At 71.0% G+C, this 12,437-nt stretch carries 14 protein-coding genes; 9 read left to right on the top strand and 5 right to left on the bottom strand.

The genetic code is table 11. The features are described from left to right. The first annotated feature begins 44 nt into the window (after positions 1 to 44). From JYK17_RS08215 to JYK17_RS08200, 4 genes are all read left to right on the top strand, one after another. Entirely contained in the window at positions 45 to 668 is a 624-nt protein-coding gene (locus tag JYK17_RS08215; RefSeq protein WP_222810106.1) for an RraA family protein, read from the top strand. Positions 669 to 708: 40 nt separating this feature from the next. Then, a complete protein-coding gene (locus JYK17_RS08210) occupies positions 709 to 1,203 on the top strand; it encodes an HAD domain-containing protein (RefSeq protein WP_108008956.1) in 495 nt (164 codons plus the stop codon). Between the two features lie 124 nt (positions 1,204 to 1,327). Continuing rightward, positions 1,328 to 1,906, top strand: coding sequence for a carboxymuconolactone decarboxylase family protein (locus JYK17_RS08205; RefSeq protein ID WP_108008954.1), 579 nt, complete (start codon positions 1,328 to 1,330; stop codon positions 1,904 to 1,906). Beyond that, entirely contained in the window at positions 1,903 to 2,754 is an 852-nt protein-coding gene (locus tag JYK17_RS08200) for an RNA polymerase sigma-70 factor (protein WP_108008952.1), read from the top strand. The genes JYK17_RS08205 and JYK17_RS08200 overlap by 4 nt, the downstream gene beginning before the upstream one ends. A 39-nt stretch (positions 2,755 to 2,793) precedes the next feature. On the opposite strand, the gene JYK17_RS08195 is transcribed toward JYK17_RS08200, so the two are convergent. Together JYK17_RS08195 and JYK17_RS08190 are read right to left on the bottom strand one after the other, a co-directional pair. Further along, a complete protein-coding gene (locus tag JYK17_RS08195; RefSeq protein WP_222810105.1) occupies positions 2,794 to 3,186 on the bottom strand; it encodes a hypothetical protein in 393 nt (130 codons plus the stop codon). Positions 3,187 to 3,188: 2 nt separating this feature from the next. Continuing rightward, complete coding sequence (locus JYK17_RS08190; RefSeq protein WP_234548482.1) at positions 3,189 to 5,534, bottom strand: CHAT domain-containing protein; 2,346 nt, start codon at positions 5,532 to 5,534, stop codon at positions 3,189 to 3,191. Positions 5,535 to 5,814: 280 nt separating this feature from the next. On the opposite strand from JYK17_RS08190, the gene JYK17_RS08185 reads away from it, so the two are divergent. The 4 genes from JYK17_RS08185 to JYK17_RS08170 all read left to right on the top strand — a co-directional run bounded on the left by JYK17_RS08185 (position 5,815) and on the right by JYK17_RS08170 (position 9,276). Next, a complete protein-coding gene (locus tag JYK17_RS08185; protein ID WP_222810104.1) occupies positions 5,815 to 6,330 on the top strand; it encodes a toxin-antitoxin system HicB family antitoxin in 516 nt (171 codons plus the stop codon). 116 nt (positions 6,331 to 6,446) lie between these two features. Next, entirely contained in the window at positions 6,447 to 7,289 is an 843-nt protein-coding gene (locus tag JYK17_RS08180; protein WP_108008943.1) for a DUF4097 family beta strand repeat-containing protein, read from the top strand. Between the two features lie 113 nt (positions 7,290 to 7,402). Next, the gene (locus JYK17_RS08175) at positions 7,403 to 8,440 is read left to right on the top strand and encodes an ATP-binding cassette domain-containing protein (RefSeq protein ID WP_181362388.1); all 1,038 of its coding nucleotides are present in this window, start codon (positions 7,403 to 7,405) and stop codon (positions 8,438 to 8,440) included. Beyond that, positions 8,437 to 9,276, top strand: coding sequence for an ABC transporter permease (locus tag JYK17_RS08170; RefSeq protein WP_108008939.1), 840 nt, complete (start codon positions 8,437 to 8,439; stop codon positions 9,274 to 9,276). The genes JYK17_RS08175 and JYK17_RS08170 overlap by 4 nt, the downstream gene beginning before the upstream one ends. A gap of 10 nt (positions 9,277 to 9,286) precedes the next feature. On the opposite strand, the gene JYK17_RS08165 is transcribed toward JYK17_RS08170, so the two are convergent. The 3 genes from JYK17_RS08165 to JYK17_RS08155 all read right to left on the bottom strand — a co-directional run bounded on the left by JYK17_RS08165 (position 9,287) and on the right by JYK17_RS08155 (position 11,666). After that, positions 9,287 to 10,597: an FAD-dependent monooxygenase gene (locus tag JYK17_RS08165; protein ID WP_234548045.1), complete on the bottom strand. Its 1,311-nt coding sequence runs from the start codon at positions 10,595 to 10,597 to the stop codon at positions 9,287 to 9,289. A gap of 143 nt (positions 10,598 to 10,740) precedes the next feature. Beyond that, positions 10,741 to 11,214 carry a hypothetical protein gene (locus JYK17_RS08160; RefSeq protein WP_181362387.1) on the bottom strand — a complete coding sequence of 158 codons (474 nt, stop codon included), beginning with the start codon at positions 11,212 to 11,214 and terminating at the stop codon, positions 10,741 to 10,743. After that, positions 11,211 to 11,666, bottom strand: a complete 456-nt coding sequence (locus tag JYK17_RS08155) for a DUF6228 family protein (RefSeq protein WP_164932192.1) — start codon at positions 11,664 to 11,666, stop codon at positions 11,211 to 11,213. The genes JYK17_RS08160 and JYK17_RS08155 overlap by 4 nt, the downstream gene beginning before the upstream one ends. 98 nt (positions 11,667 to 11,764) lie before the next feature. Between JYK17_RS08155 and JYK17_RS08150 the strand changes: the two genes are divergently transcribed. Next, positions 11,765 to 12,406 carry a helix-turn-helix domain-containing protein gene (locus JYK17_RS08150; protein ID WP_222810103.1) on the top strand — a complete coding sequence of 214 codons (642 nt, stop codon included), beginning with the start codon at positions 11,765 to 11,767 and terminating at the stop codon, positions 12,404 to 12,406. Positions 12,407 to 12,437: the final 31 nt, after the last annotated feature.

The raw sequence follows: 12,437 nt of genomic DNA, 5'->3' as shown, positions 1-12,437 counted from the left end.
CGGCCGACCCGGCAGTCATAAAAAGGGACGGTAGCGTCCGGGGCATGACCGACGCCACCGAGTTCCAGTCCGTCCCCACGACCACCCTCGCCGACCTGCTCGGCCGGGAGCAGGTCATGGACATCGGAATCCGCCCGCTGTGGGGGCCGGCCGGGCGCGTGGCCGGGCCGGCCTTCACCGTCAGCTGTCCGCCCGGCGACAACCTGATGCTGCACGCTGCCATCCATCGCGCCGGGCCCGGATCGGTCGTCGTGGTGGAGTCCGGGGACCTGGACTGGGCGCTCGCGGGCGGCAACGTGTCCGCCGTCGCCCAGCGACGCGGCATCGCGGCCTTCGTCCTGGACGGGTTGATCCGCGACCTCGCGGAGGTGCGGGAGCTGCGGTTCCCGGTGTTCGCCCGGGGCGTCGTCCCGATCCCGGGCGCCAAGTCGGCCGTACGGCCGCTGGGCGGACCGGTGACCTGCGGCGGCGTACGGATCGAGGCAGGGGACGTCGTCGTGGCCGACGAGGAGGGCGTCGTCGCCGTGCCCGCCGCCCGCCGCGACGAGGTGCTCACGGCGGCCCGGGCCAGGCTCACGAAGGAGGCCGGCGAGTCGCTGGACGCGTGGGAGGCGGCGCACCGGGCGCGGATCGACAAGATCCTGGCGGAGCACGGGTTCGAGGACTGACCGGTTTCGCGGCGGGCCCCGTTCGCCGATCCTGGGGCTGATGCTTCTCTTCCTCGATGTCGACGGCACGCTGCTCCCGTTCGGGGCGGCGGGGCCGTACGCGACGTACGACGCCCGCTTCGACCTGCCGGCGGCAGCCGCCGGCCATCCGCTGCTCAGCCGCGTCGATCCGGCGCTCGGTGCGCGGCTCGCTGCGCTGGGCTGCGAACTGGTGTGGGCGACGACCTGGATGGACGAGGCGAACGAGTGCCTGGCGCCCTGGCTCGGCCTGCCCACGCTGCCCCTTGTGGACTGGCCCGACGAGGACGACCCGGCGGCGCCGCTGCACTGGAAGACCCGGCCCCTGGTGGACTGGGCGGACGGCCGCCCCTTCGTCTGGGTCGACGACGAGATCACCGGCGCCGACCGCGACTGGGTGGCCGAGCACCATCCGGCGCCCGCGCTGCTGCATCGCGTCGACCACCGGTCGGGGCTCACCCAGGCGGATTTCGCGGCGGTGGGGGAGTGGCTCGGTGCTCGGCGGGACGGGCGGTGAGCCGATTGTGTCGGCGGATGTCACATCCGTGGCGCAGGCGGTGTCTTCATGCCGACAAGGCACGCCCACGGCGTGCGTAAGGCAGCCACAAGGCACGAACCCGTCGACGTACCGGGAGATCATCATGACGCTACGAGTTCCCAAGGCCGAGATTCCGGCCGAGCTGCGAACGGCTCTGACCGAGCAGCTCGGTGCCGTGCCCGAGCCCGTCGAAGTGCTGTGGAACAATCCGAGGATCGCTGAGGCGAGCCAGTACCACTCGGCCCAGGTGGCGCAGTGGGACGCGGTCGACGCGAGCCTCAAGAGCTTCGCGCACATGGCCGTGGCGGCACAGATCGGCTGCAGCTGGTGCCTCGACATCAACTTCTTCCTCGCCATCAACCAGAAGCTGGACCCTGCCAAGGCCGGTCAGGTGCCGCGCTGGCGGGAGTCGGACCTGTTCACGCCGCTGGAGCGGGACGTCCTGGAGTACGCCGAGGCCATGACGAACACCCCGACGACCGTCACGGACGAGCTGGCGGCCCGGCTGCTGGAGCAGCTCGGCGCGCCGGGGCTGGTCGAGCTCAACTCCTACATCGGCTTCGCCAACATGGCGGCCCGCTGCAACACGGCCCACGGGATCACCTCGCAGGGCTACTCCGACGCCTGCGACATTCCCCCCGCCGAGCGTCCCGCGGTCACCGGCGCGGCCCCCGCGGCATGACCGAGGACCCCTACGTCACCCACCGCAGCCTGCTGTTCACTGTCGCCTACGAGATGCTCGGCTCCGCCGCCGACGCCGAGGACGTACTGCAGGAGTCGTGGCTGCGGTGGGCCGGCGTCGACCGCGAGCAGGTGCGCGACCCGCGTGCCTACCTCGTGCGGACCGTCACCCGCCAGGCGCTCAACCGGCTGCGGACGAGGTCGCGCAGCCGCGAGGACTACGTCGGTGAATGGCTGCCCGAACCACTGCTGACCAGCCCCGATGTGGCCGAGGACGTCGAGCTCGCGGAGAGCGTCTCGATCGCCATGCTGACCGTTTTGGAGACGCTCGGACCCACGGAGCGGGCGGTGTTCGTGCTCCACGAGGTCTTCGAGATGCCGTACGGCGAGATCGCCGAGGCCGTCGGGAAGTCGGCGGCCGCGGTGCGGCAGATCGCGCGGCGGGCACGCGAGCACGTGGCGGCCCGGCGGCCACGGATGCGGGTGAGCCCGTCGGAGCAGCAGGCCGTGGTGGAGCGGTTCCTGTCCGCGCTGCGCACCGGCCGGCTGCAGGATCTGCTCGACGTCATGGCACCGGACGTGGTCCTGATCGCCGACGGCGGCGGGTTCGCGGCCGCCGCGCCCACTCCGGTCCACGGGGCCGAACCGGTGGCGAGGCTGCTGGCCCGCCCGGGCCGGGCGGTGTCGGTGGTGTGGCTCAACGGCGCGCCCGCGGGCCGGGTCGAGATCGACGGTCGGCTGTCCGCGGTCAGCCTCGTCGTGGAGAACGGGAAGGTCACCAGGATCCACGCGGTGGCGAACCCGCAGAAGCTGACGCGGCTGGCGGAGCCTACGGAACTCGCGAGGTAGAGGGGGAGGGCGGGCAGGCAGGACGCAAGGCGGGCGGCTTCACCGCTGGATGTGGTCGGCGGCGGGGGAGCCGTGCGCCCGAGACCCGTCGGAACTGGCGGGACCGGCGGGACCGTCGGCACCGGCTGCACCGGCGGAACCGGTGGACCTCCCGCCCATGACCGACGCCGTCTGCTGTTTGCCGTTCAGGGTCAGGAAGAGCAGGAAGAACGCGATCAGCCCGGCCAGCAGGCCGATGGCGTACCAGCCGAAGGCATCGCCCTGCTGGGGATCGAACAGGCCGGTCACGGCCCCGCCGCCGACGGCGCCCACGACGGTGGTGAGGTCCGTGACGGCCGACTTCTCGGTGCGCACCAGGGTGCGATAGGTGAGGTAACCGATCACCACGCCGAAGCAGCAGGCGCCTACGGACATGACGGCGTGCGAAGCCACATTCACTCCTCGTTGGTCGGGGACGGAGACGGGGACGGAGACGGGGTTGGGGTCGGTCGTAGGGCGAGGTTGGCGAGGCAGTACGCGGTGTAGGCGAGGCCCATCACATTGCCGCGCCGCAGCATGGCCCAGCGGACACTGCGCAGTGCGTCGGCCGCGGAGTCGCCGGCGAGGAGGCGGGCGAGAAGCAGCTCCATGACCCAGCCGGCCAGGCCCTGTTCGACGGCGACCTCGGTGCCCACGACACCGGAGGCACCGGCCCACTGGGTGAAGGCGGGGACGAAACGGTTGAGGGTGCCGCTGTTGGCCTCAGAGGTGTGACAGCCGTTGAGGACGACCAGCGGACGGCGCCTTTGCCAGTGCGGGAACTCCCAGTCCCGGCTGCGCGCCCACCGGGTGACGTCGAGGGGCTTGACGGTGAAGCCGCCGAAGTCGAGATAGCGGTCGGCGGCGGCGAGGGGAGAGCGCCGGTCGTATCCGCAATGACAGTAGAAGTAGACGACGTCCATGGCCTCCGGCTGCAGCGCGGCCACGAGTTCGCTCTCGGTGGCGATCGAGGGCCTGTCGAGCAGACATGTGGGCGGGCCCTCGCGCAGCCGGTCCACATGCAGCCCGGCGAGCCGCGCGTCTAGGCCGGAGCCCACGGCGGCCAGCAGGGCGACGCCGTCCGTGCCGTCGTGCACGACCGTCTCCAGGTCGCGGCCGACGGTCGGGGGCTGTTCCAGCAGGCAGGACAGTCCCCAGAAGCCGTAGGGGCACAGGATGTTGTCGGTGTGCGTGTCCTCGTAGGGGCATACGGGCGGTACCGGGCCGGTGTGATCGCCCTCGGGGCCGAAGCGCCGAACGGACGGGCAGACGTCGTGCCGGTCGGGGTCGCCGCTCACGGGCAGGTCGTAGACGGCCGACCAGAGCATGGCGTGTTCGTCGGTCCGGGTGTCGACGATCTGTACGAGCGGCGGTCTCGCGCGGATACGGGCCTCGTGGCGGAGCAGATCCGGCAGGGTGTAGGCGCTCGTGCTGTCCATGCCCGGTGGGCAGAACAGTCCCAGATACAGCTCCGATCCCTCCACGGCCAGTCGGCGCAGATCGCGCTCGTACTCGGCATGGCTCTTGGCGAACCGCTCGTCGTAGCGCGACCGCAGCCCGGACTGCCGCCGGCCCGACCAGGCCCCGGTCTCCTCGAACGCGCTGAAGTGGCTGTCGAACAGGGCCGTACGGACATTGGCGGCGGAGGTGTCCGCGGCGTTGGCGCCGATCGCGAAGGGGCTGTCGAGGAATCCGGTGCCGTTGACCACCACGCGCTCGCCACGCTCCAGGGTCACGACCGAGGCGGTGCGCCGCGCGAGCTTGCCCAGGTCCCCGAACGACCTCGTCAGCTTGTTGACGACCGGCAGGTGCGGGACCGCTCCCGGTGTGCCGGCCGGCAGCTCGACCCGCATGGCCACAACGGCGGCGGCCTCGTAGTAGACGAGCAGTTCTCCGCGCAGTACGCCCGGACGGTCGGGCGTGCGGACCGGTAACCGCACCCAGGTCCGCGGCGCGCACACCGCCGTGTGCGGCAGCCCCGCCTCGCAGTCGCACACGAAGCTCTCGCCCGTCGCGGGCAGATGGAACGGCACCGTCACCGCCTCCTGCCGGCCCTCCAGCAGCAGCGCCGCCCGCAGCCAGTGTCCGCCGCCGGGAAGCAGCTCCCAGGGCCACCGCGCATGCGCCGCCGACAACAGGCTGGCGGTGTGCAACCGGCCGATGTTCAGGAGGAGTTCGTAGTCGGTGGACAGGTCGAGAGCGGTGACGGCTTCCTCTTCGCCGGGGTGGGCCACGAAGGTGTTGATGTAGCGGGTGGGCGCGTCCATGGGCCACTGCACGTTTACGGCTGCCAGGTGACCGGTGGCGCGGAGGTAGACCTCGTCTTCGTCCTCGTCTTCGCGGAGTTCGGGGATGGAGTTGGACGTGAAGGGGATGGGCGGTTCATGGTCGCGCGTAGGGAGGTCATCCGCGGAAGGCTCGAGCCACTTGTCCCGGGGCGTAGCGGTAGCGGTGTCGGGGGGCACGGCCCCGTCGGGCTGCGGCCGGGTCTGCTCGTCCGGGATGGCTTCAGCTTCAGCGCTTTCGCTCCGCGGGTTCTTGCGCAACTTCGCCTGCCACGATCGCATCTCGAGCCGTGATGACCTCGACTGCTGGAACGGCACCACGTAGAGCACGCATAGCGCACCGACCGCGATCAGGACGGCAGCCATCGGGAACCGCCCGTGAACGACCAGCCAGATCCCGTACGCCACACCGGCGAGCCACACAAGCCCGCCCAGCACGACGACGAACCGTCTCCACCAGAGCCCCCGCATCGGCATCACGCCATCGATGATGGACCGCCACGGTGGGTGATGTGGCGGGTGTCCGTTTTGTGGTCAGGGGTGGTGCGTGGCGCCGCGTGGCGCCGCGTGGCGCCGCGTGGCGCCACATGGTGCCACTCTGATGTCTACGTGCGGGCCGCGAGCGCATATGGCGCCGTGGTGGCACCCTGTGCGTCAACTTCGTATGGCCAGGTCAGAGGCGTGTTTGCGTGCTTGGCGTCACGTTCGGCGCCGCAGCAGCTTGCGCATGGCGCCATAGTGGTGCCATGATGACGCCATGGACCTCACCCCGTATGTCGACAACCTCCGCCGTGAACTCGCGGTGGCCGCCGAAGCCGGCGGGGAAGATGCTCGCGAGTTGGCCGACCGGCTCACCGCTCCGTTGGAGTCGGCGACCCGGCTGACCATGCTCAACGTGCTCTCCGCGGCGATGGACGAGATCACCCGCGAACTCGCCCCCGGCTCGGTGGACGTACGGCTGCGCGGCCTTGACCCCGACTTCGTGGTGACGCTGCCGCCCGGCTGCGGTCCCGCGGAGGTGGCCGTTCCGACCGGTGAACCGTTCAGGGCGCAGATGCCCGCCGACGCCGACGAGGGCGGCACCGCCCGCGTCAACCTGCGTCTGCCGGCCCAGCTCAAGGCGCGCGCCGAGGAGGCGGCGAGCCGTGAGGGGCTCTCGGTCAACGCCTGGCTCGTACGGGCCGTTTCGGCCGCGGTCGACGGCGGCGGGCAGCCGCGTACGACGGAGAGGGCCCGCAACGTCGGACAGAGCTTCACGGGCTGGGTGCGCTGACCGCGCCCGCTCCTCGCCGCAAGGCACTCCAGCCGAACCACACCCGCACCACACCCACACCCACACCACGTCCCACCTGCGGGGACGCCCCAAGGACCCAATAGGACGGTACAGCCATGCCTTCTTACGACACTCCCGAACCGATTTCGGTCACCGCTCATGTGGGTGCCGGTTCCCTCCGGTTCACCGCGAGCGACCGACTCGACACCGTCGTCGACGTACGGCCCGCCAGTTCGAAGCGGGACAAGGACGTACGGGCCGCCGAGCAGACCGAAGTCTCGTACGCGAGCGGTGTCTTGACCGTGCGGACCAAGGAACGCCGGCTCATCGGGCCGACCGGCGCCGTCGACGTGACGGTCGAGTTGCCCGCGGGCTCGCGCGTCGACGTGACCGGCTCCTGGACCCAGGTGCTCGGCGAGGGCCGGCTCGGCGAGGCCCGGGTGAAGACCTCGGGCGGCGACGTCCGCCTCGACGCCACCGGACCGCTTCATCTGACCGCCTCCCACGGCTCGATCACCGTCGACCGGGTGGAGGGCATGGCCGAGATCACCACCAGCTCCGGCAGCCTGCGCGTCGGCACCGTCGACGGTCCGGCCGTACTGAAGAACTCGCACGGCACCACCACTGTCGGCGCGGCGGTCGGCGACCTGCGGGTCAGCGGGGCCAACGGCGACATCGACATCACGCGCGCCGAGGGCTCGGTCGTCGCCACCACCGCGCACGGCACCCTGCGCGTGGCCGAAGTGGCGCGAGGCAACCTCCAGTTGGAGACCTCCTACGGCGCCATCGAGGTCGGCATCCGCGAGGGCACCGCCGCCTGGCTCGACGTCAGCTCCGAACACGGCCAGGTGCGCAACTCGCTCGCCGCCTCCGACGCCCCGGAGCAGACCGAGGACACCGTCAAGATCCACGCCCGCACCCGCTGGGGCAACATCGACGTGCGCCGCGCCCGGCCTTGAGCAGGGGGGTTCCGGCTTCCCCTCCCCGGCCTTTCGTACCCCCAGTTCCCCAGCTCCCCCTAACTTCCCAACCCCCCTGATTTCCCACCTCACCCTTCGAACGGGAGGGCGCCATGCCTGCCTCTGTCATGCCCACGTCCAGTCGCGGTGACGGCTCGCAGTCGTCCGCCGCCGTCTCCGCGGTCGGACTGCGCAAGTCCTACGGCGACAAGACCGTGCTCGACGGGATCGATCTGCGTATCCCCGCGGGTTCCGTGTTCGCGCTGCTCGGTCCGAACGGCGCCGGCAAGACCACCACCGTGCAGATCCTCTCCACGCTCATCTCCGCCGACGGCGGGCAGGCCCAGGTCGCGGGGCACGATCTGTCCGCCGACCCGCAGGCGGTACGCGCCGCGATCGGTGTCACCGGCCAGTTCTCCGCCGTGGACGGGCTGATCACCGGGGAGGAGAACATGCTGCTGATGGCCGACCTGCACCACCTGCCCCGGCGCGAGGGGCGACGGGTCGCCGCCGAACTCCTGGAGCGCTTCGACCTCACCGAGGCGGCGAAGAAGCCCGCCGCCACCTACTCCGGTGGTATGAAGCGCCGCCTGGACATCGCGATGACCCTGGTCGGCGACCCGCGGATCATCTTCCTGGACGAGCCGACCACCGGCCTCGACCCGCGGGCCCGGCACAACATGTGGCAGATCATCCGCGACCTCGTCACCGGTGGCGTCACCGTGTTCCTGACCACCCAGTACCTGGAGGAGGCGGACGAACTCGCCGACCGTATCGCGGTGTTGCACGACGGCAGGATCGCCGCCGAAGGCAGCGCCGAGGAGCTGAAACGGCTCATCCCCGGCGGCCACATCCGGCTCCGCTTCACCGACCCGGCCGCCTACCGGAGCGCGGCGACCGAACTGACCGAGGCCACCCGCGACGACGAGGCCCTCGCCCTGCACATCCCCAGCGACGGCAGCCAGCGCGAACTGCGCTCGATCCTCGACTGGTTGGAGGCGGCGGGCATCGAGGCGGACGAGCTGACCGTGCACACCCCCGACCTCGACGACGTCTTCTTCGCCCTCACCAGCAGCAGCTCCAACGAGTCCAGCCGTGGCGTCACCGAGCCCGGCAGCAGCGTCAACGAGCCCAAGGAGAAAGCCCGATGAGCACCCAAACCGCCCCCGCCCGTCCGGCCCCAGCCCGTCCGGCCGCCGGCCTCCCCCTCGCCGTACGCGACTCGACGACGATGCTGCGCCGCAACCTGCTGCACGCCCGGCGCTACCCGTCCTTGACGCTGAACCTGCTGCTCACACCGGTCATGCTGTTGCTGCTCTTCGTCTACATCTTCGGCGACACCATGAGCGCGGGCATGGGGGGCGGTGCCGACCGGTCGGCGTACATCGCGTACCTCGTCCCCGGTCTCCTGCTGATGACCATCGGCAGCACCACGATCGGCAGCGCGGTCTCCGTGGCCACGGACATGACCGAGGGGATCATCGCCCGCTTCCGCACCATGGCGATCCACCGCGGGTCGGTGCTCATCGGGCACGTCGTCGGCAGTGTGCTGCAGTGCGTGATGAGCGTGATCCTGGTGGGAGTCGTGGCGGTGGCCATCGGTTTCCGCTCCACGGACGCCACCGCCCTGGAATGGCTCGCGGCGTTCGGCCTGCTGGTGCTCTTCGCCACCGCCCTGACCTGGATCGCCGTCGGCATGGGCCTGTCCAGCCCCAACGCCGAGGCGGCCAGCAACTCCGCGATGCCGCTGATCTTCCTGCCCCTCATCTCCAGCGCCTTCGTACCGGTCCACGCGATGCCGGGGTGGTTCCAGCCCATCGCCGAGTACCAGCCCTTCACCCCGGCCATCGAAACCCTCCGCGGCCTGCTCCTCGGCACCGAGATCGGCCACAACGGCTGGCTCGCCGTCACCTGGTCCCTGGCACTGGCCGCACTCGGCTACTTCTGGTCCAAGTCACTGTTCGACAGGGCCGCAGATCGCCGATGACCGGCGGACTTCAACGAGGTCCCGCGGATGCCGCGGAGTCCGGCACCCCCGCGTAGCCCGGAACCCCCTCGTAGCCCGGCACCCCCTTGAAGCCCGGCACCCCCGCGTACTCGGGCAGCTCGACGCCGTTGATCGCACGCCCGACCAACTCGGTGAACCATTCGCCGGTGAAGTCGGGGACGGGTTCGGCGTCGGGCCCGGGGACGGCGCGGCTTCGGGCGTTCAAGCGGCCGATCTCCTGGTTGGCCTCGACGAACGAGCGCATCCGGGCCTCGTAGCGGGCGAACCCGGTGGCGGGGTCCCATCCGGCGGCGGCCAGTTCACCGGCCAGTACGTAGGCGCCGACCAGGGCGAGCCCGGTGCCCTGCCCGGACATCGGCGAGGAGCTGAAGGCCGCGTCCCCGAGGAGCCCCACCCGGCCACTCGACCAGCGGTCCATCACCACCTGGGCGACCTGGTCGAGATAGAAGTCCGGGGTGTCGTCCAGGTGCGCGAGGATGTCCGGGGTCAACCAGCCCAGGCCGGCCATCCGTTCACGCAGCAGGTCCTTCTGGGCCGCTACGTCACGGTAGTCGACGCCGAAGTCGGACGAGGCGAGGTAGAACATGGCCATCGCCCGGGTGGCGTCCTGGATGGGGCGCAGGAGGGCGGAGCGCCCGGACTCCTGGTCCTGGTACTCCAACAGCCATCGGTCCAGCCCGAACTCGTTGGGCACGCTGTAGAAGGCCAGCACGTGCCCGAGGTGGCGGAGGAATCGCTCGGGCGGCCCGAAGACCATCGCCCGCAGCTCCGAGTGCAGCCCGTCGGCCCCGACCACCAGGTCGAAGCGCCGCCGGTCGCCGCCCGCGAAGGTCACGTCGACCCCGTCCGCGTCCTGGGCGAGTTCGGCGATCCGGTCGCCGAAGACGTACTCGACGTGGTCGCGGGTGTCGTCGTAGAGCACCCGAGCCAGGTCCCCGCGCAGGATCTCGATGTCCGCGATGAACCCGTCGCCACCGTCGTCGTCGGCACGGAAGGTCTCCAGCACGTGCCCGTCCGCGTCCACGGTGTGCGCGCCGGCGGTATCGGTGCACGCCGCGCGCACCGCCGCGTCCAGCCCCATCCGCGCGATGACCTCCCTGGCCACCCCGCGCGCGTCCACCGCCTGCCCACCGGGACGCAACTCGGGCGCCCGCTCCACCACGGTCACCTCGGCTCCCCACCGACGCAGCCAGTGAGCCAGCGCGGGCCCGGCGACGCTCGCCCCCGCCACCAGCACCCGGGGCCCGCCCGGCCCGCCACCCGAGCTGGTCCGTTCCTGCCTGAAGCCATCGACGCCCATCACTGCCTCCCTGCGCCCTCCAGCACTGGAACGCTCCAGCGCAGGCCCACCGCCGTCGGTGTGTCCAGCCGTATCGACCCCGGATGCACCCAAAACTCATCGCTACGACCGACATCGCGTCCACGCCACGTGGCGATGCGCCGTCACTGTGGCCGGCGGCGAGCGCGCCAGACGCGTCGCAGGGCTTCGAGTTCGGTTCGGGGGAAGTGCTCGCCCCACTTGCCTCGGTAGCCGCTCTCGCCGTAGATCTGCACGACCTCGTCGAAGCAGCGGACGACAGCCCGGGCGAGGGCATCGATGGGGAGTCGGGACGACCAGATTGCGGTGCCCTTGTCGTCGTGGTCGCTGCCGCGACGTAGTTCCAGCAAGCGGATCCGGACAGTCGCAGCCGCAGCTTCGCGGTAGAAGATCCACCGGTAAGCGGTCGGCTCGGCCTCGAACTGGGCCCGGGTCTCCATCTCGCCCGCGACGAGCCGGGCCACCGCCGTCAGGAACTCTTCGGGCGCGTTGCTGATGTAGGACGCGCTCAGCTCCGCCTTCGCCTGATGGTCCTCAACGACACAGTCGGCCCACCCATGTGCCCCCAGCGTCCAGGTGATGCGTATGCCGGCTGTCACCGTGGTGCCCCGGAGAGGAAGGCCCGCACATCGGCAGCCAAGGAAGCCATCTGCTCGCCGGCCTCCAGCCAGGTGGTCACCGAGGCGCCCCAGCCGCCGGCGGCCTGCGGCCACGGCCGCACGGCCCACGTCACCCCGACGTGGCCGCCGGACCGGTGGACCGCCGACACCATCAGGTCTCGGTCGTTGTTCCGCCAGCTCCGTTCGCCGTCCCAGCCCCGGTAGTCGGCTGCAAGCTCTTCCAGGAACGGGGCCAGATCGCTGTCCCAGACCCAGGCGACGACCTCGTCGACACGAGCGGTCAGACCGGGGGCCCGCAGCTCAACGGCGTAGTGCACGGAGTCAGCGTCGAAGCTGAACCGGTCGCAGAACGTCACGCCGACGGACGCGTTCTCCTGGCAGCGGATGGTCACTCTGGCCTCATCGTCAGTGCCGGGGTCTGGTGTGGTCATGGCGGAACGCTAGGTCAACAGCCCCCGTAAGAGTGGCGTGGCGCACTTTTGCAAGCGGGTGCTTGCAATAGTTAGCGAGGGTGGGGCATGGTGGAGGCATGGCATCGCTCAACGTCGGCAATCTTGGTGAATACCTGCGCGAGCAGCGGCGCACCGCGCAGCTGTCGCTCAGGCAGCTCGCCGATGCCGCCGGGGTGTCCAATCCGTATCTGAGCCAGATCGAGCGCGGGCTGCGCAAGCCGAGCGCGGAGGTGCTGCAGCAGGTCGCCAAGGCGCTGCGGATCTCCGCCGAGACGCTGTACGTGCGCGCCGGCATCCTCGACGCCGAGCGGGACCGGGACGAGGTCGAGACCCGCGCCGTCATCCTCGCCGACCCCACGCTGAACGAGCGGCAGAAGCAGGTGCTGCTCCAGATCTACGAGTCCTTCCGCAAGGAGAACGGATTCGGCAGCGGCGCCCAGGACGACGCGACCGATCAGGCCCCGGAGGCCGACGCGGTGGTTCTGGCCGCCGAGCCCGGCCCGGCTCCCGCCGCGGCTCAGGACACCGAAGTCGCCGGCGACACCGAGGACGACGACACCGCCATACGCCGCGCCCGCAAGGGCGCCGGCGAGGCAACCGGCGAGCGCCGCCCCCGCAAGACCCGCACGGCCGGCGGACGCAAGCCCGCCACGCGCCGCACCCGTACGTCCGACGGCGACGATGCCGCACCGCACGACCCGCAGCAGCCCACCGGTTGAGCAGACCGGCCGAGCCGCCCGCGGAACCCAA

The organism is Streptomyces plumbidurans, assembly GCF_019857225.1.
In the GTDB taxonomy this organism is placed as follows: domain Bacteria; phylum Actinomycetota; class Actinomycetes; order Streptomycetales; family Streptomycetaceae; genus Streptomyces; species Streptomyces plumbidurans.
Note: the sequence above shows the minus strand (reverse complement) of the source record. Positions and strands in the feature narration are given on the sequence as shown.